This window comes from Novosphingobium clariflavum (assembly GCF_026420865.1).
GTDB classification, from domain to species: Bacteria; Pseudomonadota; Alphaproteobacteria; order Sphingomonadales; family Sphingomonadaceae; genus Novosphingobium; species Novosphingobium clariflavum.
This window is the reverse complement of the sequence record NZ_JAPCWC010000016.1, coordinates 49,024-75,333: the sequence shown is the minus strand read 5'-3', so window position 1 is coordinate 75,333 and position 26,310 is coordinate 49,024. Positions and strand designations below refer to the sequence as shown.

Here is a 26,310-nt window from a genome sequence, read left to right as displayed (position 1 = left end):
GGAATGGCTGGGCAGGATCGGTGTGAAGACGCTCTACATCACCCCCGGCAGTCCGTGGGAAAATGGCTACTGCGAGTCCTTCAACGGCTCGATGCGTGACGAGCTACTCAACGGTGAGATCTTCTACACCCTGGCCGAGGCTAAGATCCTGATCGAGGCCTGGCGGCGGCACTACAACACCGTCAGGCCGCACAGCTCGCTGGGCTACCGGCCGCCGGCCCCGGAAGCAGCGACGCCGCCATGGCCGCCCTCCGGTTCCGCTTCGCTCCACCTGCGGCCGGCCATGGCGCCGGAGGCAATCTTACACTAACAAATAACCCGGACCACTCGGTGGGGGCCGATCAGCCGTGCGCGGTCTGCATGGTCACATGCCATGCGGCTGTCGAAATTATGTCGTATACTATCGACAATGCTCCCCAGATCGGCATCATCGGTTGCCGCGGATCATGCCGATCCGACGAACCCTCTCTCTGAGCGGCCAACTGGCCAAGGAGTACCGATGATCCCCCGCACCTCCCGTTTTTCGCGCAAGGCGCTGCGCTTGTCGGCACTTGGAGGCCTTTGCGCAGCTTCGGCAATGGCGATTGCCGCTGCGCCGGTGGCTGCTCCCCAGTTCGACATCGCGCGAGTGTCCAATGACATCAAGACGCTGTCGAGCGATGCTTTTGAAGGTCGTGGCCCGGCCACCCGCGCCGAGGTCAAGACCATCGATTACATCGCCGCGCAGATGAAAGCCGCCGGGCTCAAGCCTGCCGGGGACAACGGCACCTGGTTCCAGAACGTGCCGCTGCGCCAGTCGGACATTGTTGGTACGCCCTCGCTCTCGATGAGCATCGGCGGCACCGTCACGCCGCTTACGCAGGGGAGCGAGATTGCCGTGCGCGCCGCCGAGACCGGCCAGTCGGCGGTCGCCTTCAAGGACCTGCCGCTGGTCTTCGTCGGCTACGGTGTGAAGGCCCCTGAGCGCGGTTGGGACGACTTCAAGGGCGTCGACCTCAAGGGCAAGATCATGGTCGTGCTCATCAACGATCCCGACTTCGAGGGCGGTGAGGGCGATTTCGGCGGCAAACTGATGACCTACTATGGTCGCTGGACCTACAAGTACGAGGAAGCCGCGCGCCAGGGCGCGGCCGGCGTGCTGGTCGTCCATGAGAGTGAGCCGGCGTCCTATGGCTGGGCCACGGTCAAGAACTCCAACACCAACACGATGTTCGACATCGTCCGCGCCGATCCCAAGTCGGCCCATACGCAGATGGAAGGCTGGATCCAGAAGGACCTCGCCGCGCAGCTGCTCAAGGCCTCGGGTATCGATTTTGAGGCGGCCAAGGCTGCCGCGCGCAAGAAGGATTTCCAGCCCATCCCGCTCAAGGCGACGATGAGCGCCGACTATGCGGTGAAGTCGCAGGTCATCACCTCGCACAACGTCGCGGGTATCCTGCCCGGTTCGAAGTACCCCGATGAGACGGTGATCTATTCGGCGCACTGGGATCACCTCGGTATCGGTCTGCCGGACGCAAGGGGCGACCGCATCTACAACGGGGCGCGCGACAATGCGTCGGGCACCGCGGCGCTGCTCGAACTGGCGCGTGCTTTCGCCAAGGGGCCCAAGCCCGAGCGTTCGGTGCTGTTCCTGGCGGTAACGGCGGAAGAGAAGGGCCTGCTCGGCTCCGAATACTATGCCGACAATCCGCTGCGCCCGCTGGCGACTACGGCCGGCGTCATCAACATGGACGGTCCGCTCTCGATCTCGAAGACCACCAACTTCAGCATCTCCGGCGCGGCCAAGCTCGACCTGCTGACCATGCTGACCGAGGAGGGCCAGAAGCTGGGCCGCCACTACACCCCCGATGCACGCCCCGAGGCGGGCAGCTTCTACCGTTCGGACCACTTCTCGATGGCCAAGCGCGGGGTTCCGGCGATCTCGTTCAGCCCCGGGCGCGAACTGGCCGAGGGCGGCGAGGCCCGCGGCAAGGAACTGTCCGATGCCTATACCCGCGACAAGTACCATCAGCCCGCCGACGAATATGATCCGAACTGGGATACCAGCGGTTGGGTCAGCGACCTGACGCTGCTGTACAATACCGGCGTGCGCCTGGCAGGCAGCCATGTCTGGCCGAACTGGTCGCAGGACAGCGAGTTCCATGCCGTCCGCGAAGCCACCGGCGCCCAGCGCAAGCCATGATCGCGGCTTGAAGTCATCGCCCGGCCTCTCGCGCACGAGCATGGGAAGCCGGGCGGCGATGTGCAGTTTTCTTGACTCTGCGCAGGGTAGCCCCTAGTGGGCAGGGTTTACCGATCCAGCGAATTTATTCACGGAGTGCCCATGGCGCGCGTTACTGTCGAAGACTGCGTCGACAAGATCCCCAACCGGTTCGATCTCGTCCTGCTTGCCGCGCAGCGTGCGCGCGAGATTTCGGGCGGTGCCGAACTCACGCTCGAGCGTGACCGCGACAAGAATCCGGTCGTTGCCCTGCGCGAAATCGCCGAGCAGAACATCAAGCCGAACGAACTCAAGGAATCGCTCGTCACCTCGATGCAGCGCGTTCTTCCGGACGACGACGACGAGATGGACGAAATCGGTTCGCTCAGCCAGTCGGCCGAGGCCCTGCGCATCACTGCTTCGGCGCCGACGCGCAACACCTCGATCGGTGGCGATTACGACGGTTGATCTTTCCCTCGCGATGCCTTGTTGAGCCTCACGGCTTGACTATCGGGGCATCGCGGGCAACCATCGGCAGGTGGTTGCAGGAAAGTACAAATTGCCCCGCATAGCCGGGAGCGGCGGGTCGGCCCTGAAAAGGGTACGGCCCGTTGTCGCGTCTGGGGAAGAGGCTTCCGCTGTGAAGGCCGGGGCAGGCAAGGCGGGCGGCGATCAGGCCGCAGCAGCGCCGCGCAGTGCCACCATCGCCATCTACAGCGTCAAGGGCGGGGTCGGTAAGACGACCTTTGCCGCCAACCTTGCCTGGTGCTCCGCGCAGCTCGGGCAGCGCACGCTGCTCTGGGATCTCGATGCGGCGGGGGGATCGGGTTTCCTCTATGGGCTGGAGCCGCGCGGCACCCGGCTTGCCGAGGAAGTCTTCACCAAGGATCGCCCGGCCACCAAGCTGATCCAGCCCACCGGCAATCCGCTGGTCGATGTGCTGCCTGCGGACGAGAGCATCCGTGCGCTCGATGCCCAGTTGATGCGCATCGGCAAGCGCAGGCGTCTCGCCAAGCTGGCCGAGGAACTGTCGGCGGATTATCCGCGCATCGTGCTCGATTGCCCGCCGGTGCTGAACGAGCTTTCCGCGCAAGTCGCGCGTGCGGCCGATCTGGTGATCGTGCCGCTGCCGCCTTCGCCGCTGTCGGCCCGTGCGCTCGACCTCGTGGTGCGCGAGATCGCCGATACCACCAAGCGCCATCCGCCGATCCTGCCGGTGCTCTCGATGCTCGACATGCGGCGCACGCTGCACCGTCAGGTCCGCGAGGCGCAGCCGGACTGGCCGGCGGTGCCTTATGCCAGTGTCGTCGAACAATGCGCGGTGCGGCACCAGCCGGTCGGCGAGATCGCCCCGGCCAGCCCGGCCGCGAAAGCCTTCGCCATGCTGTGGCGGGCGATCGAGGCAAAGCTGGCTGAACGCAGGGCCTAGAGCGTTTTCCGATCCGATTGCATCGGATCAACTGCTCTACGATTTTGGTTTTACGCGTTTTCCGAGTCATCAGGTGATTTCACCTGATTAGAAAACGCTCTAGCGTCGGGCCCGGACAAACGCGGCGATGTCGGGCACGATCTGCGGTGCCAGCGGCAGGCCGGGGTCGGCATACGTCGCGAGGTTCGCGGCCCGATCGTCCGTGGTCACGACTTTCAGCACATGGTTGGTATCGGGCAGCAGGCGCAGCTCCGCCTTGGGCTGGGCCTGGGCCAGCAGGGCGGCGTCTTGCGGGCTCACCTGAATGTCGCGCTCGCCCTGAAGGATCTGCACCGGGCCGCGATAGGCGGCGACCAGCTTGGCCGGATCGAGCGCCATGGCGCTGATCAGGAAGCCTTGCACATTCGCCCGGAACAGCGGGGCAAGGGCGGGATGGAGCGTGGATGCATCGATGCGGCGCCCGGCTTCCAGTTCGGTGATCGCGTGATCCGCCTGATCGAGCAGCGGCGCGTTCGCGGGGTTTGCATGCAGTTGTTCGCGCAGCACCGTGCCCAGCGGGCGCCCCGGCGCCGAGACGAGAATGAGGCCGCAGATGCCCTCAGGCGCGCGCGAAGCTGCAAGCGCGACCAGCCCGCCCTCGCTATGCCCCAGCAGCCACACGCATTGCGCGCCGGTGCGGGCGCGGATGCTGGAGACCCAGGCATGGACGTCGGTGGCATAGTCGTCCATCGTCACGGCATTGGCATCGGGCACGGCGGCGGCACTGGCGAAAAGGCCGCGCTTGTCGACGCGCACGCTGGCGATGCCCTGCGCGGCCAGTCCTTCGGCGATCAGGCGCAGCGAGGCGGCCTTGACGCCGAGCGGGTTGTTGCCGTCGCGGTCGGTCGGGCCGGAGCCGGGGATCATCAGCACCACCGGCGCTACGGCACCCGGCGGCGCGAGCATGGTGCCCTTGAGCGGACCATTGGGTCCGGCAGCCTCCACGAAGGTTTCCGCAGGCGGCGGCGATGCGCCCATCAGGGCGGTAGCGGCGAGCAGGGCTGCGAGGGTCCGCATCGGTTCAGTCCTCCTTGCCCGAACGCCACTTCCACCCGCCCCGGGTGCGGCGCGCGGTGATGACGAGGAACAGGCCCGTCGCCAGCAGGAACAGCACGAAAGCGGCGGTCCGGCTTCCGCCCGTGCCCATCTGGTTCAGCAGGCCGATCCCGGCGAGCGTCGCCACATAAGCCGCGATCACCAGCCAGCCCTGCCAGGCGATGGGAAGGCCGGATCCGTAGCCGTAACGCTTGGGCGCGAACCATGCCCCATCTTCGGTAGACTTGTGCATCATGCTTCATCCTCCTGTCTGGGCGGGCGGCCGCGTTTCACCGGTTCGCTCGCCGCCACTCTCACGCCGCGCCGGGCCAGGGCCTCGCGCAGCAGGACTTCGACCTCGGCATTCACAGAGCGCAAGTCGGCCGCCGCGCAGCGTTCGAGCGCGGCGTAGAGCGCCGGATCGATCCGCAGCGGAAAGGCCTTCTTGCCGGGGCTAGCCATGGTACCTGGACACCGCTTCGTTTCCCGGCTGCGTTACGGGTAGAGCGTGCCGGCGTTCACAACGGGCTGGGTGTCCCGCTCGCCGCACAGCACGACCATGAGGTTGGAGACCATCGCCGCACGGCGTTCGTCGTCCAGTTCCACCACGTTCTTTTCGGAAAGCTGCGTCAGCGCCATCTCGACCATCGAGACCGCGCCTTCCACCAGCTTGCGCCGCGCACCGATCACCGCTTCGGCCTGCTGGCGCCGCAGCATGGCCCCGGCGATCTCGGGTGCATAGGCCAGGTGGGTGAGACCGCATTCGTCCACAGTGATGCCCGCCACGCGCAGCCGCTCGATCAGTTCGGCGCGCAGTTCGCCGTTCACTTCCTCGTGGCTGCCGCGCAGGGTGATCTCGGCATGCTCGACATCGTCATAAGGATAGCGCGAGCCGATCGAGCGCACCGCGGCCTCGATCTGCACTTCGACGAAGGCCTTGTAGTCGTCCACGTCGTAGAGCGCCTGCGCAGTGTCGGCCACGCGCCACACGACGTTGGTGGCGATCTCGATCGGATTGCCGCGCAGGTCGTTCACCTTGAGCTTTTCCGAGACGACATTGTTGGCGCGTACCGAGATCTTGCGCTTGGCCATCCATGGCCAGGTCCAGCGCAGCCCCGCCTCGCGGTCGGTGCCGCGATAGGAGCCGAACAGCGTCACCGCCACCGCCTGATTGGGCTGGATCATGTAGAAGCCCGAGGCGATCAGGATCTGGCAGACTACGGCGGGAACGATGAAGGCGAGGAAGGCCAGTATCGTTGCAGGTGCAGGATCACCGCTTGCCAGCGTGACCACGCCGAAGACGATGGCAGCCAGAACGCCGAGGAAAACCAGCAGCATGAGGTATCCGCTCATGCTCGAGGCGGCGCGTTCGCGGCTGGAGTTGATGGGAAGATGCGACTCGGTCATCGGCGGCGACCTCCATTAAATCTGATATCACTTTAATATCGAAATGGCGCCTGGCGTCAAATGAATCCGCATCCGGGGTTGAAATCGGATCGATTCGCTCATATTGGACCCATGCGGGCCGGGCCCCTCTGGCGCGGCGCCTCATAGCAGGCGCGGCGTGATGTCGGACCGCATCGGGTTGATCCCCGGTGCAGGTTTCCGAGTGCCCCTTCCAAGGCTCCGCAAGCTCGGCAATCCAAATGTGCCGTCGGGATCGTCCGATCGAACCAACCTCTGTTCGATAGGGATGCTGTTATGACCGACCGTATGTTCCGCCTGCTCGAGCGCTTCCAGATGCTCGACGCCCAGTTGCGCCGTGCGCAGGGCTCGACGCGCCGCAATCTGCTCAAGATCGCGGAGCTGGAGCGAAGGAAATTGAGAATAAGGGCCAGGCTGGCCCGGCTGTTCGTCCCCCCGACGGCCGTAGTGTAAGCCTGTTACCCTCGCGCCGGCGCGCTGCCCCCCATGTACGCGCCGGCGCTTCCTTCCTCCCGCAGGACATGACCCGTGGAATTTCTCTTTGCTGACTGGCTGGGCACCCCGGCCTGGTTCTGGCTGGCTTTCGTCGGCCTTGTGCTAGTACTCACCGCCTTCGACCTCGGCTTCCTGCACAAGGACGACCGGGAGATGGGCATTGCCGAATCGCTGAAGCTGTCGGTCTTCTACATCGCCATCGCCGTGCTGTTCGGCGGCTGGGTCTGGTGGAGCAAGGGATCGGCCGACGGCATTGCCTGGTATACTGGCTATTTCCTTGAAAAGGCGCTGTCGATCGACAACGTCTTTGTGATCTCGATGATCTTCGGGTTCTTCGCGATTGCGCCCAGGTACCAGTACCGCGCGCTGCTCTGGGGCATCATCGCGGTGATCGTGCTGCGCGGGTTGATGATCGCGGGCGGCGTGGCGCTGGTCTCGCAGGCGCACTGGGTGATGTACATCTTTGCCGCGTTCCTCGTCTTCACCGGCGTGAAGATGCTGTTCACCGGCGATCATGAACCCGATGTCGCGCACAATCCGGTGGTCCGCTGGATCTCGCGCCACATGCGCGTGACCAAGCAGCACCACGGCCACCACTTCTTCGTCCGGGAGGCGGACGGGGCTGGCCGTCTGGTATGGGCCGCGACGCCGCTGTTCCTGGCGCTGGTGGTGATCAATCTGGCCGACCTTGTGTTCGCGGTGGACTCGGTGCCGGCGATCTTCTCGATCACCACCGACACCTTCATCGTCTACACCTCGAACATCATGGCAATCCTGGGCCTGCGCGCGCTCTACTTCGCGCTGGCAGCGATGGTGCATCGCTTCCATTACCTGAAGTACGCGCTGGCCATGGTGCTGGTGTTCATCGGCGGCAAGATCCTGGTCGCCGAGCTGCTGCTGGACGGCGCGAAGTTCCCGCCCTTGCTCAGCCTTGGCGTGACCCTGGGCCTGATTGGCGGCGGGGTCGGCTGGTCCTTGTGGAAGACGCGGGGGCAGGCGGCGGAAAACGGCCACGCTTGATCGGGGGAGGCGCGCTGCTAGGGAGAAGGGCATGGCGCGCCTTATCCTCTTCAACAAGCCCTTCGACGTCCTGCCGCAGTTCACCGACGCGCGCTCGCCCAGCCCGCGCGCGACGCTTTCGGACTTTATCAAGGTGCCCGGCGTCTACCCCGCCGGTCGGCTCGACCGCGACAGCGAGGGGCTGATGCTGCTGACCGACGATGGCCGCCTGCAGGCGCGCATCGCCGACCCGCGCTTCAAGACGGCGAAGACCTATCTGGTGCAAGTCGAGGGCGAACCCGACGAGGCGGCTCTGGCCGCCTTGCGCAAGGGCGTGACGCTGAACGACGGGCCGACGCGTCCGGCCGAAGCAAGGCGGATCGACCCGCCTGAACTCTGGCCGCGTAATCCGCCGGTGCGTTTCCGCAAGACGGTGCCGGATTGCTGGATCGAACTGACCATCCGCGAAGGCCGCAACCGGCAGGTCCGCCGCATGACCGCGGCGGTGGGGCATCCGACCTTGCGGCTGGTGCGCTGGGCGATCGGCGGCTGGTCGCTCGAGGGCATTGCCCAGGGCGAATGGCGCGAACTTTCGGTCTGAGCGGCGCGATCAGGCATCTGCGCCGCTCAGGCCGGGAAGACGGCGTGCTCTATCAGAACGGGAACAGCGCGTCGTAGATCTGCTGGCCCCAGCGGGCCTGCTGCGCGTCGGTGAGCTGGCCGCGGCCACCATAGCTGATGCGGGCATCGGCGATCTGGGAATGGCGGATCGAATTGTCGCGGGCGATGTCCTCGGGGCGGATCACGCCGGTGACGATCAGTTCGCGCAACTCGTAGTTCACCCGCACCTCCTGGCGGCCCCGGATCTGCAGGTTGCCATTGGGCAGCACGCCGATCACCGAGGCGGCCATCGTCATGTTGATCTGTTCGCTGCGGGCGGTGTTGCCCACGCCCACCGCGCTCGACGAGGAACTGGTGTCGGCCAGCGAGGACGGGTCGGAGCCGGTCAGCTTGCCGATGTGCTTTTCAAGGCCGAGCAGTGCGGCCACGCCGGCGCTTTCGCTGCCGTTGCGGGTGCGCGTGGTGGTATTGGCGACCGTCGCATTGTCGGCGATGTTGATGCGGATGGTGACGATGTCGCCCACGCGGGAGGCGCGCTGGTCGTGGAAGAAGGCGCCGGCGCCGGTGCGGAACAGCGAGGCGCCGCGGGCGCCGTCTTCCGGCTTGGGATCATCCACCGCGCCCCGCGCGGCCATGCCCTGGTTGCCGATCGAGGGCTCCACGCGGGGCGCGACCGGGGTTTCCGCCTGGTCCAGCTTCGGGGCCTTGCCGACGTTCTTGAGGCGGCCGACGGCACCGCAGCCGGACAGCAGAGTGGCAGCCATCAACAGCGGGATGAGACCGGCACGGGTCGCTTTCATGATCGGGAAATCCTTGTTCGCGGCTTACTGGACGGGAATGCTGACCTGGCCCGGCGCTTCGGCGACGGCGTCGAGCGTGCGGCTGGTGGCCAGATTGAGCACCCGCACCGGCTCGCCCTTGGCGGCGTCGCTGAGTGCGCGTCCGGCCGAAGTGATGCGCATGGTGCCCGAGGCGACCGAGATCGTCACTGCCTCGCCGCGCCGGACGAGGCGCGGCGGCACGACGTCGGCGGCGCGCACCGGGGCACCGGCACTCAGGCGGCGGCTGGCCTCCTGCCCGGCGGCTTGGGCCGGGGTGAGCGTGCCGCGCGCGGTGACGGCGGGCAGCGCGGCCTTGGAGAAGTCGCTGGCCGAAAGGCGTTCGCCGCGCTCGACCGTGCGGTCGAGCACGGCAGTGACGACCGTGTCCGGGGCAGCGGCGGGAGCCGCTGCCGCAAGAGCAAGCACGAGTGCGGCGAACATGACCTCAGCCCGCCTGCGTCGAGGTCTGGAGCATTTCGTCGGCGGTCTTGAGCACGCGGCTGTTCATCTCGTAGGCGCGCTGCGCGGTGATCAGTGAGGTGATTTCCGAGACCGGGTTGACGTTCGAGGCTTCGACGAAACCCTGGCTCAGCGAACCGAAGCCGGGCTCGGTCGGGGTCGAGACGGTCGGCTGGCCCGAGGCGCTGGTCTCCAGATAGAGGTTCGAGCCGACCGCTTCGAGACCGGCTTCGTTGACGAAAGTCGCCAGTTCGAGCTGCCCGACGGTCTGAAGGTCGGTCTGGCCGTCGATCTTGACCTGCACTTCGCCGGTCTTCGACACGGTGACGCTGGTGGCGCCCTGCGGGATGGTGATGTTCGGCTGCACGAGGTAGCCGTCGGTGGTGACGAGTTCACCCTGGTCGGAGAGCTGGAACGAACCGGCGCGGGTATAGGCAAGGTCGCCCGAGGGCAGCTGCACCTGGAAATAGCCCTGGCCGTCGATGGCAAGGTCGTAGGTGTTGCCGGTGTTGGTCAGCGCGCCCTGTTCGGTGATGCGGTAGATGCCGCCGGTCTTCACGCCCGCGCCGAGCTGGATGCCGGTGGGAACCTTAGTGCCGCTGTCGCTGGTGTTGGCGCCGGGACGGGCGACCTGCTGGTAGAGCAGGTCCTGGAATTCCGCGCGCTGGCGCTTGAACGCGGTGGTGTTCATGTTGGCGATGTTGTTCGAGATGACGTCGACGTTGGTCTGCTGTGCAAGCATGCCGGTGGATGCGATGGAGAGCGAACGCATGATGGCTCCTTCGTGGTAATGGGGATGGGCGGGCGCGAAACGGTGATCGGGGTCAGCCGACCCTGCTGAGGCGGCCGATGGCATTCTTGCGCATGTCGGCGAGATCGGCCGAAAGGCGCTGGCTGGTCTGGTAGGAGCGCAGGATCTCGACCATGTGGGTGGTCTCGACGATCGGCTCGACGTTGGAGGCTTCGACGCCCCCGGTCTTGAGCCTGGTGCGCGCCGCGGTCAGGAACTGGCCGCCGGTGCCGGTAAGCAGGCCGTCGCCGCGCGGATCGACGAGGCTCTCGTTGCCGAAATCGGTGACCGCGAGGCGCCCCACCGGGGCATCGCCTGCCATTACCGTGCCATCCTCGGCAATGGTGATGCGGCTCAGCTGGTCGGCGGGGATGGCGATCGGACGGCCGTTCTCGTCCAGCAGGCGCTGGCCGCCGGACGTGACCAGTTCGCCGTTCTCGCTGACCTTGATATAGCCCGCGCGCGTATAGGCGACGCCGCCGTCCGGGTTCTCGACATTGAGGTAGCCGGCGCCGTCGATCATCACGTCGAGCGGGTTGCCGGTCGCCTGGAACGAGCCCTGCGCGGTGTCGTGCACGGTGCCGAAGTCGAGCACGAACGAGGTCTTGCGGGCATCCTCGACCGGGGCTTCCTGCGCGGTCTCGACATATTCGTGGAACAGCGCCTGTTCGCGCTTGAAACCGACCGTGCTGGAGTTCGCCATATTGTTGGCGACGATGTCGAGCTGGCGCCTCAGCGCCTGTTCGTGGCTCAGCAGAACGAAGGAGGAAACGTCCATTTCCAGCACCTTGAGAAAAAGTTGGCAGTTTTCGGCACTCGGCAGAATTTGCCGCTTGGTCCTCCTATAATAGAGGCGAAAACGCGATTGCGGTCGGATCGGAAGTTTTCGATTTTTCCGCCGCAGGCGCGGCAGCCAAGGGGGTCCACAGTGTCCAGCGAAGAGATCATCGACGTCGCACCCGTCGATGCGGACGAAACCAAGCCGTCGCGCAAGCGGCTGATCGTGATCGGCGTCGCGGTGGCGGTGCTCTTGATCGGCGGCGGCGCAGGCTATTACGGCTATACCCAGTTCGCCGGTAGCGGCAGCGACAGCGAAAGCGGCGCGCCGGACGAGGAGGGCGGGTCGGAATCGGCCAAGGCCGGAAAGTCTTCCTATGTGGAAGTGCCGCCGATGGTGGTGAACCTGCGCGGCAGCGATGCCTCGGCGCGGTTCCTCAAGCTGCGCTTCATTATCGTCGCGGCCGACGATTCCAAGGCGGACAAGATCAAGGAGAAGCTGCCGGTCGTGCTAGACGCGCTGCAGCCGTTCCTGCGCGAACTGCGTCCCGACGACCTCGATGGATCGGCGGCGGTGTTCCGGATCAAGGAAGAGATGATGCGCCGGGCTACCCAGGCGCTCGGCCCCGGCATGGTCAGCGACGTGCTCATTCAGGACCTGATCCAGCAATGACCGACGATTTCGACGACTTCCTGCTGCCCGATCCGCCCAAGATGGACGATCTGGTCGGCGATACCTTCGACCAGGCGGGCATCGACGCGCTGTTCGGCTTCGACGGCGATGTCCCCGCGCAGACCAAGAGCGGTCTCAAGGCGGTCATCGAATCCAATGTCATCAGCCATGAGCGGCTGCCGATGCTGGAAGTGGTCTGCGAACGCATGGTGCGCACGTTTGCCACCAGCATGCGCAACCTCACGTCTGATGCCATCGACGTCAGCCTTGAGGAGATCACCTCGACCCGCTTCGGCGAGTTCATGAACCGCGTGGCATTGCCGGCGATGTTTGGCGTGTTCCAGGTGACCGAATGGGAAAACTACGGTGTCGTCACCGTGGAATCGAGCCTGATCTATGCGGTCGTCGATGCCCTGCTGGGCGGACGCAAGGGCAGCAAGCCGATGCGGGTCGAGGGCCGGGCCTTCACCACCATCGAGACGGTGCTGGTCTCGCGCATGGTCCAGCTGGCGCTCGACGACCTCTCGCAGTCGTTCGAGGCGATCGAGCCGGTGACGATGCAGGTCGAACGCATGGAATCGAGCCCGCGCTTCGCCGCCATTGCCGGACCCAGCAACATTGCCGCGGTCGCCACCTTCCGGGTCGACATGGAAGGGCGCGGCGGCAAGTTCAGCGTGCTGCTGCCCTATGCGACGATCGAGCCGGTGCGCAACAAGCTGCTCCAGCGCTTCATGGGTGAAAAGCTCGGCCGCGACCGCATGTGGGCGGCGCACATGGCCAGCGAACTGTCGCAGACCAAGGTCACCGTCGATGTCGTCCTTGGCGAGAAGCAGATGGCGCTGCGCGAGGTCATGAATCTCAAGGTCGGTCAGACGATCGCTTTCAGTCAGAGCCCGAACGATGCGCTCCAGGTCCAGTGCGGCGGCGTCCCGCTGGGGATCGCGCATATCGGGCAGCGTTCCAGAAACATCGCCGTGCGCATGGCGAATGACATCTCAAGGGGGTATCCGAAGTGAACACCGCGACCATGATCAATTTCACGCTGGTTCCCATCTGCACCGCCGTGATGGTGCAGGGCTGGCGTATCGACCGCCGCATGAAGGCGTTTCGCAACGCGCCGCTGACCGAGGGCGTCGCCAGCCTCGAGCGCGCCACCGCGCAGGCCCGCGCGGTGCTCGGCGAACTCAAGCGGGTGCTCGCCACCGACGGCGTCGCCCAGGCTCGGACGATCGCCGATGCCGAAGCGATGCGCGATGAGCTCGCCGACATGGTGGGCATCGGCAATGCCGTCGCCGACCGCATCGTGGCCGCCACCGAGCTTTCGGCGGCCACCAGGAAGCCCGCGCGCAAACCCGCTGCCAAGGCCGATACGGCCGACGACGCAGCCGGCGAGGAAAAGGTCGCCGCCAAGCGCACCACCACGCGCCGCAAGCCCGTGCGCAAGGCCGCCACGCGCACCGCAAAGCCTAAGGTCGCCGCGCCCAAGGTCGTCGCTGCGACGATGGACGACGGCGTCGAGGCCGCCATCGCTGCGGCCGTGGCCGAGGCCAAGGAACTCTCGGCCGAGATCGTCATGCACCCGGCTGCCCGCGCCAATCGCAAGCGCGCCGCGGCATGACCGGTGCGACCGCCAACCTGCCCGCCCGGATCACCGGCGGGGGCAGGCTGATCAACGCGCTGCGCGCCATGGCCCAGCCCTCGCGGCTGATGATCGGCGTGGCCGGGGCCGCGGTGATCGCCAATGTCATGGCGGTGGCAGCGCCGGGGCCCAACGAGGTAGCGGGCGAGGTCTCGTCGGGGCGGCTCGGCGCGTCGCTCCAGGATTCGCTGGGCAAGCGCGACCGCGATGCGGCGGCGGAGCGGCGCAAGCTGGAAATGCGCGAGCAGGCCGTGAGGGCCGGGGAAACCCGGCTGGCCGGGCAATTGCAGGGCCAGCAGCAGGCGCAGGCGGCTGCGGCTGCCGCGCCGGGGCGTCCCGGTCAGCCCGGTCAGGATCAGCCCGAGGTGCCTTACGATACGCTGGCGCAGATCTACCAGCGGATGAAGCCGCAGCGTGCGGCGCCGATCTTCGAGAAGCTCGATCTCGAAGTGCAGACGCAAGTCGCGCGGCGCATGCGCGATTCCGTCACGGCGCAGATCATGTCGTTCATGTCGCCGGGTTCGGCGGTGGAACTGTCGATGGCGCTGGCGGGGCGCAAGGTCATTCGCCAGCGCGGCACGCCGCCGGCGCCAAGGCAGGCATCGGCAGCGCCAGGCCGCACGCCCCCAAGCGCACGTTGATTGGCCGCAGGTCCTGCGAAAGCGGACCGAAGAAAAATGGGCCTGCTTCCCTGGGGAAGCAGGCCCATTTTTGTCCGACCGGTGAAAATGCGACGAACCGCACCGCCACGCGCGGGGTTTCTCTTTCATCGCAAGGGCGCGGGGCCTAGTGGCTCGCACCGAGCGGAAGGGAATCGCCTTCCGACGGGTCGTGAAATTTCAGATGTGAACCGAGGCGTGCGGATCTGCGGCGCGTCAGCTGCGCAGGGCGCTGGCCCGAACGATGAGGACGCGGGCAATGCCTGGATCGACGCGCCGCAGCGCGGGGGTCAGGGTGTGCTGGAGCCGCTCGACATCGACCGCGGCGAAAGGCGAGGCGCGCAGGCGTGCGAACTCGATCGCCGCCGCGAGCGAGGCAGCGCGCAGCTCCGGCATGCGCTTGGCCAGCGCGCTGGCGGTGTCGGGCGAGCGGGTCTCGACGACGAGGGTGAGGTGGAGCACGCCGCCGAGCCTTCCGGCGTCGACGATCGGCACGTCGATCTGGTCGAGCTTGACCAGCGTCGCCGGATCGAACGTGGGGGGCGCATTGGCCGGAACGGCCGGTGCGGCCAGGGCCGCTTCGGGCGCCACGCCGGCAACCGTCGCGCAAGTGGCCACGGGGGCGGCCACCAGGGCTGCGGTGGCGTGAAGGGCGGAACGGGACATGCGGAACTCCGGTTGCACTGGGCGGCGGCGGAAAAATTGTGAAATCCGCATGGCTTACCGCTCTTCTATAATAGGATGAAGTTGTTATCATAGGATCAAGTCGCAGGGGGCAAATTCAGTGAGCAACAATTCAGGCCCGGCCAAAGTCCGCGTCCTCTCGTCGGGAACGCCGGAATGGAATCCGGCACGTCGACGCGGCGACCTGCCGAATGCCGAAACGAATGCGGTTCAGGGCGCTGCGGGGGGCGGTGCGGCTGGGGGCAAGGACGCAGGGCTGGCCCTGCCGCTGGGCAGCGGCGATGTCCTGCAAGGACAGAAGGGCAATGCCAACGGCAGCCTGTTATGGATGGCCGGAGCGATCCTGCTTTTCGTGATCGGCAGTGCAATTGGCGGGCTGTTCGTGACCATTTCGGTACTGTTCCCCGGACTGCTCTGAAAACCGGCCTATAATAGGCCTGTGATGAGTTCTTCGCCAACCCGTTTCGTCATGCGCCGGCCCGTGATGCGCCGCTTGGCGCTTCTGTCCGCCAGCGTGGCCCTGTTTCCCGGTGCGGCACCGATTGCCGCCCCGGCGGCGGGGCCGATTACCGCCTCTGCGGCGGGGCCCGTTGCCGGGCTCAGCACCGGCGCCAATGGCACAAAGGTGGCGGCGCTTTCCCCGCAGCCGGTGCTGCCGGCTGGACCGCGCCTTCCCGGGTTCGCGGCGGATCTTGCCCAGCAGCCGATGATCGAGGGTCCGGCCGCCTGGGGGGCGCTGTCGCAGCACGATGCCTGGGCGCGGATCGCGCGGGTGCCGCAGTCGGCGCTGCAGCAGGCGCGCTGGGACTATGCCCGCAGTCTGGTCGGCAGCGAGCGTGGGGGCGAAGCCTTCGGCGTGCTCGAGGTCATGGTGCAGGACGATCCGGATCTGGCCATGGTCGACAGTTACCGCCTGGCGCGCGGGGCGGCGCTGACGCTGCTGGGCCGTTATGACGAGGCGGTCGCGGCGCTCGCCAGCAGCGGGCTCTCCGCCAGTCCCGAGGCCTGTGCCTGGCGCCTTCGTGCCCTCTCGCAGGGGCATCTGGCCGAACAGGCGCTTGAACAGGTCGATTGCGCGCGCCCGGCGCTGCGCGTGGCGCGGCCCAAGGCCTTCGTGCTCGCCGCCGCGCAGGCTGCCGTCGAGGGCGGACAACCGGCCAAGGCGGTCGAATGGCTCCATCCGCTCCCCGATGGCGATCCCGCCGCCAATCTGCTGCGTGGCCGCGCCGAACTTCTGCAGGGGCACGGCGACGAGGCGCGGCTGCGTTTTGCCCGGGTCGAGCGTTCGGGCACGATCGCGCAGCGCACCGATGCCCAGCTTTCCGAGATCGAGGCGCGGGTCGCGGCGCATACCATCGGTTTCGACGAGGCGCTGCGCAAGCTCGATGCAATCCGCTATTCCTGGCGCGGCGACGTGATCGAGCAGCGCGCGCTGCGGCTCGGTTTCCGCCTGCGCGATGCGCGCGGCGACATCGCCGGCGCGCTCGACAATGGCGCCACGCTGATGCGCCACTTCGGCCTCTCCGGCGCGGACGCGGCGATCCTGCCGATCCTGCGCGACAAGCTGACCCAGGCGCTCGATCCCGCGCGCAAGCTGCCGCTGGACAAGGCTGCCGGGCTCTACTGGGACTACCGCGACATTGCGCCGGGCGGCGCGGAAGGCGACCTGCTCGCCAGCCGGCTGGCCGAGCGGCTCCAGTCCGCCGGGCTCTACGAGCGGGCGGCGGACCTGCTCGACTACCAGCTCTTCGTGCGGGCCGGCGATCTTGCCCGCGGGCCGCTTTCGGCCCGGGTGGCGAGCCTCTACATCCTGGCCGGGCGCCCCGACCGCGCGCTGGATACCCTGCGCAAGTCCGAGGACGAGAGCCTGCCCGATGCGATGATTGCCCAGCGCAACCGTGTCGAAGCGGTCGCGCTCAGCCAGATCGGCCGCACCGAGGAGGCGCTCGCGGTGCTCGAGACGGTGCCGGGCAGCGCTGCGCTGCAGGGCGAGATCCTGTGGAAGCACCGGGAGTGGCAGCGCTATGCCGATGCCACCGCCGCCAGCCTGCCGGCGCCGCGCGCGCTCGATCCGATCGGGCAGGCGGTGGTGCTGCGCCATGCGATCTCGCTGGCCATGCTGGGCCGTGAGGATGCGCTGGCCGCGCTCCATGGGCGTTATGGCCCGGCCTTTGCCGGCCTGCCCACCGCGCCGGTCTTCGCGATGCTGACGGCGAGCCCGATGCAGGCCGATCCCGCGGCACTCGGCCGGGCGATGGCCGCCTTGCCCTCGGCCAGCCCGGCGGGCGACCTCGCCGATCTGCTGGAGCGTGCGCCCGACGTGGCGCCGGTGCCGACCAGAGGGGCAAAACCCGGATCGGGCTGAGCCTGGCCGACCCGCTTCGGGCGGGCCTTTGCCGTGCGCCGAACACGAAAAAGGGGCAGAGGGTTTTCACCTTCTGCCCCTTTCCTTTGACGCCTGTGGGGCCAGGCGCCACAGCGGAGTGGTTTTCTGCGTCAGCGCAGGTAATTGGCCAGCGACATGCTCGAAAGCTGGGCAAAGACCGAATAGCTGGCTTCCAGCACCGTCTGGCGCTGCGAGATGTCGATGGCGACCTGGCCAAGGTCGGCATCTTCGACGTTGCCGATCACTTCCGAGAGCAGGTCCTCGCGCTCCGAGGCGCGGCTGGTCAGCGATTCCACCTGGTTCTGGCGGCGGCCATTGGCGGCGTTGACATTGCGAACCCCGGAAAGCCCGGTGTCGAGCTGGTCCAGCGCGGTGCGGATCGCGGTCTTCTGGTCTTCGGTCAGCGTCTCGCCGAAGGGGCCGGCTTCGGCGAGCGTGCGGAACGCCGGGATCAGGTTGGTGCCGACCTCGCTGGCGGTGATGCCGTATTCGACATCGACGCCGTCGCCGATGCGGGCGCTCTGGTGGACATCGTCGTTGGCAAAGGCATCGGCGGCGTCGAGGCCGACGGTGTCGCTGAGCGTTTCAGGCAGGAACGGCGCGTCCGCGGTCTGCGAGCCGGCAAACAGCGGCACCCCGGCCGATGTCGCGTTGAGCGAGGCGCGCACGTCCGAAAAGGCGCCTTCCACGATCGACTGGAGCCCCGGGGAATCGCCGGTGCCCAGCGCGCTCATCAGCTGCGTGCGCAAGTCCGAGAGCGATGAATCCATCTGGTTGAGATTGGCATCGTAGAGCGACAGGGTGGTCGAGACGGTGCTCGCCACCGTCTGGTAGGTCTTCTGCTGCTCCAGCATCGAGCGCGCGGACAGCGTCCGCACGGCATCGAGGCCGAGGCCGGCATAGTCGGTGGCCTTCTTGCCGGTCGCCAGTTGCATCTGGCTGGTGGCGAGACTCTGCTGCGAGCGCGACAGGGCGCTTGCCAGCGTGGTCTGCATCGGGATGGTGGCTACGCGGGTCATTTCTGGGTTCCTTATCCGAGCATGCCGATGAGGGTGTCGTACATTTCCGAGGCGGTGGTCATCACCCGCGCGGCGGCACTGTAGCTGTTCTGGAGCACGACCATCTGGGCGAGCTCCTCGTCGACGTTGACGCCGGCGTAGCTGTCGCGCCGGTCCACCGCGTCGGTCATGCGCGCGGCGGCGTCCTGCGAGGCGCCGGAGGCCAGCGAAGCGGCCGAGCCGATGCCGCCAAGCAGGGCATTGGCAAAGTTGCCGACCGTCTTGACGCCGTCCTTGCCGAAATCGGTGGTGGCGGTCAGCGCGTCGACAAAGGCGGTGGCGTTGCGGTAGTCGGCGCCGCCGATCGCCTTGTCGCCAATGGCGGCATCGAGCTGGAGCTGGGCAAGCGGCACCTTGGAGGTGTCCGCCAGCATTGCCGAGGTCACTTCCGCGTTCTTGAGGCCGCTGGCCGAGCCAGTGAGGCCCGAGAGCGCGGAGAACGAAAGGCCGGTGCCGCTGCGGTTGGTCGAATCCGAGGGGATCGAGATCGTCGAGCCCGCCGAGGTGGCGTTGGGCGTAAATGCCACGCGGCCATCGCCGTCCAGCGCGAAGCTGCCGTAGGCGGCGAGCGGGCTGGCGTTGAGGTTGGTGATCACGTCGCCCCAGCTGTCGCTGCCGGTGCTGCTGTAGGTGTACTGGCCGAGCACTTTGCCGCTGGGATCGCGCAGCACCATCTGCGCGGTCTCGCCGGAGGCAAAGCCGGTCGGGTCCGATGCCGTGAAGCCGGAGGGCGTCAGCGCGCTGCTGTCCGAGCGGATGATGTTGTTGAGCCCGAAGAACTGCGAGAAGCCGGCGCCCGCGCGGTCGCTCGGGCTGTCGGGATCCTGGGCGATGGCGATGCCGTTGGAGCTCGACGAAGCGGTGATCGACATGACGCCCTTGGCATCGATGCTGGCGGTGGCATCGGGCGAGAGCCCGGCATTGATCGCCGCGATCGCATCGCTCACCGTGGCGCCCGTGCCGAGCGCGTCGAAGTCGACCGTCACCTTGTTGACCAGGGTGCCGTCGCTGCCGAGCACGGCAAACGTCGCCTTGCCGGTGAAGCCGAGGCGGTCGCTGCCGCTCAGGCCATTGGCCTCGCCGGTCAGGCTGCTTGGCGGGGGCAGGGTGGTGCCCTCGTTGGAGACCTTGTTCAGCGTCTGCGCGAGGCCGGTGAAGAGCTGGCCGAGCTGTTCGGAGAACTGCGGCAGCGTCTTGTCGCGCATTTCGAGGAGGCCGCCGAGCTTGCCGCCAACCGAGGTGGAATCGATCTTCTCGCCGGTCGAGGCGCCCATCACCCCGTTGTCGGAGGCGAACTTGATGTCGATCGCGGGATAGGTCGCCTGCGATGCGGCGGCGCCGGAATTGTAGGAGAGCTGGCGCAGGCGCTTGTCGAGCAGGGTCTGGCCCGAGGCGGTGTCGATAAAGACGCGGCCATCGCTCTGTTCGCGCACGTTCACGCTCATCAGCCCGCTCAGTTCCTGCAGCGCGGACATGCGCTCGTCGGCGGGGCCGGAGGTGCTCTGGCCAAGGCCCTGGAGGCGCGAGACCTCGCTGTTGAGGTCGTTGATCTTCTGGAGCAGCACGTTGACGCGGCTCACCGTGTCGCCGACTTCGCTTTCGACATCGGATTGCAGGCTCGAAACGTCGTTCTGCAGGCCGGTCAGGGTATCGAGCGTGTCGTCGATGCTGCCGGTGAACAGCGCGATCGACGAAGACGAGCCGTTGAGGCCGGAAATCTGCGATACCGTACTGGAAATCGAGTTGAGGCGCGCGGCGAGGCCCGACGTGGAATCGGTGGCGCCCAGCATCGACTGCAGGCGATCGAGATAGCTGGAGACCGCATCGGTGCGTCCCGCGGTGCCGGCGCGCTGGTAGACGGCGTTTTCAAGGAACTTGTCGGCCACGCGCGAAGGTTCGCCGACGACCACGCCGCTGACCTGTCCGCCCGATACCGCGGTCGCCAGCGACACCTTCTGCCGGGCGTAGCCGGAGGTGTTGACGTTGGCGATGTTGTTGGAAACCGTTTGCATCCCCGCCTGCGAGGCCGAGAGGCCCGACATGGCGGAACTGAGGATCTGGCTGAGGGACACGTTTCGGGTTCCTGCAAGTCTCGTGGTGGGGAGGGAAAATGGGCCGCTGCGGCCGGGGCAGGTGGGCCGGGAACGCCCGCATGGACATTCCCGGCCCGAACCTTGCCGCTGCAGGGCTTACCGCTTCAGGTTGCTGACTTCCTGAAGCATGTCGTCGACCGTGGTGATGATCTTCGACGAGGCGCTGTAGGCGCGCTGGTAGAGGATCATGTTCGAGAACTCGGAGGCGAGATCGACGTTCGAGGCTTCGAGCACGCCGGCCGAAAGCGAACCGCCGCCGAGCGAACCCGGCTCGTTGATCGAGGCATTGCCCGAGCTTTGCGAGGCGACATAGGCGTTGCCGCTGACGCGGGTGAGGCCGTCCGGATTGGCGAACGTCGCCAGCGGCAGCTGGTAGATCGCGCGCGAGGTGCCATCGTCGAACACGGCGCTGACGATGCCGTTTTCCGAGATCTCGACCGAGGCCACGGTGCCGAGCATGCCGCCGTTGGCGCTCGAGGAGAGCAGGGCGGAATCGCTGGCGAACTGGGTCAGGCCGTCAAGGCCGTCGTCGCTGCCGAGCGCGAGGCTGATCGGGGTCGAGCCGGCGCCATTGGCCCAGCTGACGCCGAGGTCGGCAAACAGCGCCGAGGACGAGCCGGCAAGATCGAGGCTGCCGTCGGCGTTGAAGGCGATGGTGCCGCTGGCCAGCACGCCGGTGCCGCCTGCCGGCAGGACATCGGCCGGATCGGCGGTGATTTCGGCGGCCCACTCGTTGGTTGCGGTCTTGACGAAGTTGAAGGTCACCGTGTGCGAGCTACCTTGCGCGTCGTAGACTTCGACCGAGCGGGTGAACTGCGGGGTGACGGTGCCCGAGGCCATGTCGCCGGCCGTATAGGCGGTGACGGCGGTGGCGGTGGAATCGAGGTTGGCGCGCATCGAGACCGAGGTGGTCGGGGTTGCGGCGCCGGTCAGCGCGTTGGGCTTGATCGCCTCGAGCGAGGTCATCGAGCCGTTGTTGACATAGTTGCCGTCGGAATCGAGCGGCCAGCCGGTCAGGTAGTACCCGGCAGTGTTGACGAGGTAGCCGTCGCTGTCGGTGGTGAACGAACCGGCGCGGGTATAGGCGATCGAACCGCTGGTGTCCGAGCTCGAACGCACGACAAAGAAGCCGGCCCCGTCGATGCCGATGTCGGTCAGGCTGCTCGAGGCCTGGAGCAGGCCCTGCTTCGAGATCAGCGCCTTGGGCGAGGCGGTGACGCCGCCGGCCGAGTAGCTGCTCTTGATCTTGCCGTCGGTGACCAGGGTCTGGAACTGGGCCGAGACGCCCTTGTAGCCGACGGTGTTGACGTTGGTGATGTTGTCCGCGACGGTGGCCATCGCGCTCGCCTGAGCGCCGAGGCCTGACACGCCCGCGTAAAGAGCGGAATAAAGGCTCATGTCATTCTCCTGTGCGTCCGGGCCGGGAATTGGCGGGCCGGCTGTCGGACCAGAGCCATTGTAGGATGAAATTTGCGACCAACTGTTCGGAGCGGCAGGAAAAAAGCCGTCGGATCGTCACCGCACTGACTCATCTCATCCTATAAATCTGGAAACGTGTCTCAGGGGCTGCACACATGACTCTTCGCATTTCGCTCAAGAAGGGCGAGCCGGTGATCGTCAACGGCGCGGTGCTGCGTGCGCAGGGCCGGACCGATCTCGTCGTCGAGAATACCGCGACGATCCTGCGCGGCCGCGAGGTGATGAAGCCCGAGGAGGCGGTGACGCCCGCCCGCGCGCTCTATTTTGCCTGCATGATGGCCTATATCGACGAGGCCGAACTGGCGCGCCACCAGCAGTCGGTGCTGGAGCGGCTGGAGACGCTGATGGCCGCGCTGGAATCGCATGAGGCCAAGGCGGTCTGCATCCGCTTCGCCCAGAAGGTCGCCACCGGCAAGTTCTATGCCGCGCTGGTGGATTGCCGCTGGCTGATCGCCTACGAGGCCGATGCGCTTGCCCGGTTCGCGCCTTCGGAAGGCTCCGTGCCTTCCGAAGGCGAGACCGCGGCCTGACGGAAGCGCGCCGATGGCCAGTCTTGCCGCCGCTGCCGCAGGCCTGCGCCTGCTGACGCCGGACCAGCGCCATGGGCGGGTGGTTGCGGTGCGCGGTGCGTTGATCGAGGTCGAGGGCCTGGCCGGAGCCGCGCAGATCGGTTCGCGGGTCAGCCTGCGCTCGCCAAACGGCACCGTCGAGGCGGAAGTGACCGGGCTCGATCGCGGGATCGCCCATTGCCTGCCTTTCAGCGATCCCCAGGGCATCGCCTCGGGCGCGCGGGCCGACCTTTCGGCCAGCCAGTTCGCGCTGCGTCCTTCGGAGGGCTGGCTCGGCCGCATGATCGACGGTCTTGGCCGTCCGGTCGACGGCAAGGGCGCGCTGCCGCAGGGCGAGATGCTGCGCAAGATCAAGGCCTCGCCGCCGCCGGCCTCGTCGCGGGCACGGGTGGGCACCTGCGTGTCCACCGGCGTGCGCGCACTCGATATCTTTGCGCCGCTCTGCAAGGGGCAGCGGCTGGGCCTGTTCGCGGGGTCGGGCGTCGGCAAGTCGGTGTTGCTCTCGATGCTGGCACGCTGGACGGACTGCGATGTCGCGGTGATCGGCCTGATCGGCGAGCGCGGCCGCGAGGTGCAGGAATTCGTGCAGGACGACCTCGGTGCCGAGGGGCTGGCGCGCAGCGTCGTGGTCGTTGCCACCTCGGACGAGCCGGCGCTGATGCGCCGTCAGGCGGCCTGGACCACGCTCAGCGTTGCCGAGCATTTCCGTGACCAGGGGCTCAACGTGCTGTGCCTGATGGACTCGGTCACCCGCTTCGCGATGGCGCAGCGCGAGATCGGCCTTGCCAGCGGCGAGCCGCCCGCGACCAAGGGCTATACCCCCACCGTCTTTGCCGAACTGCCGCGCCTGCTGGAGCGTGCCGGGCCGGGATTGCCGGGGCAGGGCACGATCACCGGGCTGTTCACGGTGCTGGTCGACGGCGACGATCACAACGAGCCGGTGGCCGACGCGGTGCGCGGCATTCTCGATGGTCACGTGGTCATCACCCGCAAGATCGCCGAGCGCGGCCGCTACCCGGCGATCGATGTGCTGAAGTCGGTCTCGCGTACTTTGCCGCATGCGCTTGGCGAGAACGAGAACCGCCTGCGGCTTGCCGCGCGGCGCGAGCTTTCGACATATGCCGACATGGAGGAAATGGTCCGCCTCGGCGCCTATCGCGCCGGGTCGAGCGAGCAGGTGGACCGCGCTGTCGCATTGTCGCCCCGCATCGAGGAACTGCTCAAGCAGGGCAAGAACGAGCGCGGCCATGCCGACGAGAGCTTCGCGGCGCTGGCCGGGATCCTCGACCTTCCCGAATTGACGCCTGACGCCGAGGTGGCCCCATGAAGACGCCCTATGATGCCGCGCTGCGCGTGCAGCGCCGCGAGATCGACGAGATGAGCGTTGCCATCAGCCGCGAGGCGGGGGTGCTTGCCGCCGTCGAACAGGCCCATGCCGATACCCGCGATGCCATGCGCCGCGAGGCCGACCTCGCCGGCAAGGATGTGACCGAAAGCCTCGTCATCGCCTCGCACGGCTACTTCGCGCGCAAGCGTGACGAGCGGCGGCAACTCACCGGCTTGCAGGCGGAACTCAGCCGCAAGCTGGAAGCCCTGCGTGCCGAGGCGGTGGAGGCCTTTGGCACGTTCCGCACGATCGAAAGCGCCGCCGATGCCTTCCGCCAGGAAGCCGAGCGCGTCCAGGCCAATGCCGAGCAGGCCGGGATCGACGATCTTGCCGCCGTCGCCTTCCTCAAGGCGCGCCGGGCCGCCCGTCGCGGGGATGAGGCGTGAGCGATCCTGTCGCCGTCCCTGCTGCCAGCGGCGGACATGCCGCTGCCGGCACGCAGATGCGCGGGTTGGACCCGGCGCAGAAGGCGAAGCTGATCTATGCGCAGGCCCGCAGCGAGATGTCCGACCGGCTCTGGCGCGCGGCGCTGGGCGGCGATGGGCCGGATGGAGACAATTCCCGCCCTTCCGAAAAGCGCGGACTGCCGATGAGCCTCGAAGCCCTGCTGGGGTTGCTGGAAGGCGACGGCAAGACGCCGTCCTCCGCGCTTCCCGCCATGGTCGCGGCGATGCAGCGCGGCGAGGCGCCGGTCGGCGACGGCAGTGGTGGCAGGCGGGAACGCGGCGCCAGGGATGGCGGTGGCGATGCCGATGCCAATGCCGGCAGGGGCGGGCAGGGCGGTGATCTCGCGCTGGGTCATGGCCCCAATGCCCGCTATGCCCCGATGCTGGGCGCCGCCGCGAGCCGCACCGGGTTGCCGGCTGCCGCCTTGGCGACGATCGTCCATGCCGAGGCGGCCAAGGACGGCGACGGGCGCTGGCTACCCTATTCGCGCAACCCCCGTTCCAGCGCCGCCGGGCTCGGGCAGTTCCTGTCGAGCACCTGGGAAGGTGAGGCCGAGCGCGCGGGCACCTGGCTCAATGCCACGGCGCGCGCCAACGGCTGGCTCAACGAGCGTGGCCATGTGCGCGGCGATGCCCGCGCCGAACTGCTGTCGCTGCGCTACGATCCGCAGGCGGCGATCGAAACCACGGCGGACTACGCGCGCGCCAATCTCGACGGCTTGCGCAAGGCCGGGGTGACGGTCGGCAGCGGCGTCGAGGAACTCGCGCGCACGGCCTATATCGGCCACCATCTCGGCCGCGGCGATGCGGTGCGGTTTCTCACCGGCAGTCTCGATCCGGCGCGGGCGCGGCGGTTGCTCGATGCGCAGATCGGCGAGGCGCAGGCCAGCCGGCGGATCGAGCAGGCGGGAAGTGCTGTCGCGGCTCATCGTTCATGGCTGTTAGATTTCGTTGGACGAAATATTAAACCGGCAAATTTTGCCGCCTGAAGACTTTATTAACCCTTTCGGGCGAATTTGTCCGGTGATCTGCGCGTCATTGCCAGCAGTTTGGAAATTTCTTCGAAATATAGGAGAAAAGACTGCTTGTTATAGGATAGCTTACGCGATAAGGCATCAAGCACAGACTGACTGGTTGAAGGACGGTAGCCGCAGGGGTGCACACCGTCCCGTGCTTGGGGGCTCAACATGTCGAAGATCACGATTGCTCTAGAATCCGCGGTTGCGCGCGTTAAAGCCAGTTCCCCACCGGAAGGGGAGGCATCGACCGCCCGGCAACGGGCCGAAGTCGACCGCGCATTTGCCCATATCCTCCGACTGATCGCGCCGCGTATCCGTCATTTCATTCGCCAGTACGGCCTCGCGGCGCACTGGGACGATGCCGAACAGGCATGCTCGATCGCGGTTCATCGTGCCATTCAGGCCTATGATTCCGAAAAGGCGCAGTTCACTACATTTGTTAACTGGCAGATCCGCGGCGAACTTCAGAGCTTGCGCTTTCGCCTGATGACCGACCAGCGCCCGTCCGCCCGCAAGGTCGAGGCGGTGACCGTCTCGCTCGACGCGATCGGCAGCGGCGAGGATGGCGAGGATATCTCGATCGTCGCCTCGATCGAGGACGAGGAAGCGCTGGATCGCACCGAGGCCGCCGCCTCCGACTATCTTGCCCGCGCGGCGATGGTTTCGCTGGCCGACACGTACGTCGAGCACTTGCGCAAGACCGGCATGGAGCGCCTGCGGCGCCAGGCCCGCTCGCGCAAGGGGCGCCGTGCCGAAGTGGAAGGCCACGAAGGCGTCGATGGCGACGATCGCCAGCGCCGCCGGGTCTGGCGTGCGGAAAGTTCGGCCATCGATCCTGCCGACCTTGCCGAACTCGAGGAGCGCCTGCAGCACAACCGCAAGGTCGTCGAGCACCGCCTGTTCGAACTGCTCCCCGGCGAACCTTTTGATGACGATTCCGGCGTCATGCGGGAACGTGCCCGCCAGATCGCCAAGCGCGCCGCGCGCACGATGTGTGAACTGGCCGGGCTCGACCCGCGTTTCGCGATGATGGCCGAATACGGTCAGGCGCTTTCCGCACACTGACGGCGCCGCCCTGCGCCTCTCCCCATAGCAGTTACCCCATGGCCGGGAGGATGTGCATGCGCA

30 protein-coding genes are annotated in these 26,310 nt (G+C 67.1%); 18 read left to right on the top strand and 12 right to left on the bottom strand.

Annotation, left to right across the window (positions count from 1 at the left end):
* From OKA11_RS17480 to OKA11_RS17465, 4 genes are all read left to right on the top strand, one after another.
* On the top strand, positions 1 to 310 hold a 310-nt coding region (locus OKA11_RS17480; RefSeq protein ID WP_267222648.1), incomplete at its 5' end, for an integrase core domain-containing protein.
* Positions 311 to 499: 189 nt separating this feature from the next.
* The gene (locus tag OKA11_RS17475) at positions 500 to 2,182 is read left to right on the top strand and encodes a M28 family metallopeptidase (RefSeq protein ID WP_267222646.1); all 1,683 of its coding nucleotides are present in this window, start codon (positions 500 to 502) and stop codon (positions 2,180 to 2,182) included.
* Positions 2,183 to 2,323: 141 nt separating this feature from the next.
* On the top strand, positions 2,324 to 2,668 hold the full coding sequence (rpoZ, locus tag OKA11_RS17470) for a DNA-directed RNA polymerase subunit omega (protein WP_267222644.1): 345 nt from the start codon (positions 2,324 to 2,326) through the stop codon (positions 2,666 to 2,668).
* A 172-nt stretch (positions 2,669 to 2,840) separates the two neighbouring features.
* The gene (locus OKA11_RS17465; RefSeq protein WP_267222641.1) at positions 2,841 to 3,629 is read left to right on the top strand and encodes a ParA family protein; all 789 of its coding nucleotides are present in this window, start codon (positions 2,841 to 2,843) and stop codon (positions 3,627 to 3,629) included.
* Positions 3,630 to 3,728: 99 nt separating this feature from the next.
* Here OKA11_RS17465 and OKA11_RS17460 read toward each other — a convergent pair whose 3' ends face one another.
* Genes OKA11_RS17460 through OKA11_RS17445 form a run of 4 tightly spaced genes read right to left on the bottom strand, consistent with a single transcriptional unit; the run spans position 3,729 to position 6,110 of the window.
* Entirely contained in the window at positions 3,729 to 4,685 is a 957-nt protein-coding gene (locus OKA11_RS17460; RefSeq protein ID WP_267222639.1) for an alpha/beta hydrolase, read from the bottom strand.
* A gap of 4 nt (positions 4,686 to 4,689) precedes the next feature.
* A complete protein-coding gene (locus OKA11_RS17455) occupies positions 4,690 to 4,959 on the bottom strand; it encodes a hypothetical protein (protein WP_267222637.1) in 270 nt (89 codons plus the stop codon).
* A complete protein-coding gene (locus tag OKA11_RS17450) occupies positions 4,956 to 5,165 on the bottom strand; it encodes a toxin-antitoxin system HicB family antitoxin (RefSeq protein WP_267222635.1) in 210 nt (69 codons plus the stop codon). Before OKA11_RS17450 ends, OKA11_RS17455 begins: the two co-directional genes overlap by 4 nt.
* Before the next feature lie 33 nt (positions 5,166 to 5,198).
* The gene (locus tag OKA11_RS17445) at positions 5,199 to 6,110 is read right to left on the bottom strand and encodes an SPFH domain-containing protein (protein WP_267222633.1); all 912 of its coding nucleotides are present in this window, start codon (positions 6,108 to 6,110) and stop codon (positions 5,199 to 5,201) included.
* A gap of 294 nt (positions 6,111 to 6,404) precedes the next feature.
* Here OKA11_RS17445 and OKA11_RS17440 point away from each other — a divergent pair, with 294 nt between their 5' ends.
* The 3 genes from OKA11_RS17440 (at position 6,405) to OKA11_RS17430 (ending at position 8,223) form a co-directional block, all read left to right on the top strand.
* Entirely contained in the window at positions 6,405 to 6,581 is a 177-nt protein-coding gene (locus OKA11_RS17440; RefSeq protein ID WP_267222631.1) for a DUF465 domain-containing protein, read from the top strand.
* A gap of 75 nt (positions 6,582 to 6,656) precedes the next feature.
* Complete coding sequence (locus OKA11_RS17435; protein WP_267222629.1) at positions 6,657 to 7,643, top strand: TerC family protein; 987 nt, start codon at positions 6,657 to 6,659, stop codon at positions 7,641 to 7,643.
* Between the two features lie 31 nt (positions 7,644 to 7,674).
* Complete coding sequence (locus OKA11_RS17430; protein WP_267222627.1) at positions 7,675 to 8,223, top strand: pseudouridine synthase; 549 nt, start codon at positions 7,675 to 7,677, stop codon at positions 8,221 to 8,223.
* 52 nt (positions 8,224 to 8,275) lie between these two features.
* On the opposite strand, the gene flgH is transcribed toward OKA11_RS17430, so the two are convergent.
* From flgH to OKA11_RS17410, 4 genes are read right to left on the bottom strand one after another with little or no spacing between them, the layout of a single operon-like run.
* Positions 8,276 to 9,043: a flagellar basal body L-ring protein FlgH gene (gene flgH / locus OKA11_RS17425; protein ID WP_267222625.1), complete on the bottom strand. Its 768-nt coding sequence runs from the start codon at positions 9,041 to 9,043 to the stop codon at positions 8,276 to 8,278.
* A gap of 24 nt (positions 9,044 to 9,067) precedes the next feature.
* A complete protein-coding gene (flgA, locus tag OKA11_RS17420; RefSeq protein WP_267222623.1) occupies positions 9,068 to 9,505 on the bottom strand; it encodes a flagellar basal body P-ring formation chaperone FlgA in 438 nt (145 codons plus the stop codon).
* A gap of 4 nt (positions 9,506 to 9,509) precedes the next feature.
* Positions 9,510 to 10,295, bottom strand: a complete 786-nt coding sequence (gene flgG / locus OKA11_RS17415) for a flagellar basal-body rod protein FlgG (RefSeq protein ID WP_142632170.1) — start codon at positions 10,293 to 10,295, stop codon at positions 9,510 to 9,512.
* Between the two features lie 52 nt (positions 10,296 to 10,347).
* A complete protein-coding gene (locus OKA11_RS17410; protein ID WP_207079297.1) occupies positions 10,348 to 11,091 on the bottom strand; it encodes a flagellar hook-basal body complex protein in 744 nt (247 codons plus the stop codon).
* Positions 11,092 to 11,241: 150 nt separating this feature from the next.
* Between OKA11_RS17410 and OKA11_RS17405 the strand changes: the two genes are divergently transcribed.
* The 4 genes from OKA11_RS17405 to OKA11_RS17390 are packed head-to-tail and all read left to right on the top strand — an operon-like array spanning position 11,242 to position 14,043.
* Positions 11,242 to 11,763: a flagellar basal body-associated FliL family protein gene (locus OKA11_RS17405; RefSeq protein WP_267222620.1), complete on the top strand. Its 522-nt coding sequence runs from the start codon at positions 11,242 to 11,244 to the stop codon at positions 11,761 to 11,763.
* Positions 11,760 to 12,779: a flagellar motor switch protein FliM gene (gene fliM, locus OKA11_RS17400; protein WP_267222617.1), complete on the top strand. Its 1,020-nt coding sequence runs from the start codon at positions 11,760 to 11,762 to the stop codon at positions 12,777 to 12,779. Before OKA11_RS17405 ends, fliM begins: the two co-directional genes overlap by 4 nt.
* Positions 12,776 to 13,381, top strand: a complete 606-nt coding sequence (locus OKA11_RS17395; RefSeq protein ID WP_267222615.1) for a DUF6468 domain-containing protein — start codon at positions 12,776 to 12,778, stop codon at positions 13,379 to 13,381. Before fliM ends, OKA11_RS17395 begins: the two co-directional genes overlap by 4 nt.
* Positions 13,378 to 14,043: a MotE family protein gene (locus tag OKA11_RS17390; RefSeq protein WP_267222613.1), complete on the top strand. Its 666-nt coding sequence runs from the start codon at positions 13,378 to 13,380 to the stop codon at positions 14,041 to 14,043. Before OKA11_RS17395 ends, OKA11_RS17390 begins: the two co-directional genes overlap by 4 nt.
* Positions 14,044 to 14,277: 234 nt before the next feature.
* Here OKA11_RS17390 and OKA11_RS17385 read toward each other — a convergent pair whose 3' ends face one another.
* Positions 14,278 to 14,727, bottom strand: coding sequence for a hypothetical protein (locus OKA11_RS17385; protein WP_267222611.1), 450 nt, complete (start codon positions 14,725 to 14,727; stop codon positions 14,278 to 14,280).
* 118 nt (positions 14,728 to 14,845) lie between these two features.
* Here OKA11_RS17385 and OKA11_RS17380 point away from each other — a divergent pair, with 118 nt between their 5' ends.
* Both OKA11_RS17380 and OKA11_RS17375 read left to right on the top strand, forming a co-directional pair.
* Positions 14,846 to 15,163: a hypothetical protein gene (locus tag OKA11_RS17380; RefSeq protein ID WP_267222609.1), complete on the top strand. Its 318-nt coding sequence runs from the start codon at positions 14,846 to 14,848 to the stop codon at positions 15,161 to 15,163.
* A gap of 66 nt (positions 15,164 to 15,229) precedes the next feature.
* Positions 15,230 to 17,110, top strand: coding sequence for a tetratricopeptide repeat protein (locus tag OKA11_RS17375; RefSeq protein ID WP_379489398.1), 1,881 nt, complete (start codon positions 15,230 to 15,232; stop codon positions 17,108 to 17,110).
* A 131-nt stretch (positions 17,111 to 17,241) separates the two neighbouring features.
* On the opposite strand, the gene OKA11_RS17370 is transcribed toward OKA11_RS17375, so the two are convergent.
* From OKA11_RS17370 to flgE, 3 genes are all read right to left on the bottom strand, one after another.
* Positions 17,242 to 18,150, bottom strand: a complete 909-nt coding sequence (locus OKA11_RS17370; RefSeq protein ID WP_267222606.1) for a flagellin — start codon at positions 18,148 to 18,150, stop codon at positions 17,242 to 17,244.
* A gap of 11 nt (positions 18,151 to 18,161) precedes the next feature.
* Positions 18,162 to 20,261, bottom strand: coding sequence for a flagellar hook-associated protein FlgK (gene flgK, locus OKA11_RS17365; protein ID WP_267222604.1), 2,100 nt, complete (start codon positions 20,259 to 20,261; stop codon positions 18,162 to 18,164).
* A 117-nt stretch (positions 20,262 to 20,378) separates the two neighbouring features.
* A complete protein-coding gene (gene flgE / locus OKA11_RS17360) occupies positions 20,379 to 21,680 on the bottom strand; it encodes a flagellar hook protein FlgE (protein ID WP_267222603.1) in 1,302 nt (433 codons plus the stop codon).
* 176 nt (positions 21,681 to 21,856) lie between these two features.
* Between flgE and OKA11_RS17355 the strand changes: the two genes are divergently transcribed.
* From OKA11_RS17355 to OKA11_RS17335, 5 genes are all read left to right on the top strand, one after another.
* Entirely contained in the window at positions 21,857 to 22,291 is a 435-nt protein-coding gene (locus OKA11_RS17355) for a flagellar biosynthesis repressor FlbT (RefSeq protein ID WP_267222601.1), read from the top strand.
* Positions 22,292 to 22,304: 13 nt separating this feature from the next.
* Complete coding sequence (gene fliI / locus OKA11_RS17350) at positions 22,305 to 23,657, top strand: flagellar protein export ATPase FliI (protein WP_267222599.1); 1,353 nt, start codon at positions 22,305 to 22,307, stop codon at positions 23,655 to 23,657.
* Complete coding sequence (locus OKA11_RS17345; protein WP_267222597.1) at positions 23,654 to 24,103, top strand: hypothetical protein; 450 nt, start codon at positions 23,654 to 23,656, stop codon at positions 24,101 to 24,103. The genes fliI and OKA11_RS17345 overlap by 4 nt, the downstream gene beginning before the upstream one ends.
* Positions 24,100 to 25,152: a peptidoglycan-binding protein gene (locus OKA11_RS17340; protein ID WP_323748329.1), complete on the top strand. Its 1,053-nt coding sequence runs from the start codon at positions 24,100 to 24,102 to the stop codon at positions 25,150 to 25,152. Before OKA11_RS17345 ends, OKA11_RS17340 begins: the two co-directional genes overlap by 4 nt.
* 198 nt (positions 25,153 to 25,350) lie before the next feature.
* The gene (locus OKA11_RS17335; protein ID WP_267222594.1) at positions 25,351 to 26,247 is read left to right on the top strand and encodes a sigma-70 family RNA polymerase sigma factor; all 897 of its coding nucleotides are present in this window, start codon (positions 25,351 to 25,353) and stop codon (positions 26,245 to 26,247) included.
* Positions 26,248 to 26,310 lie beyond the last annotated feature (63 nt).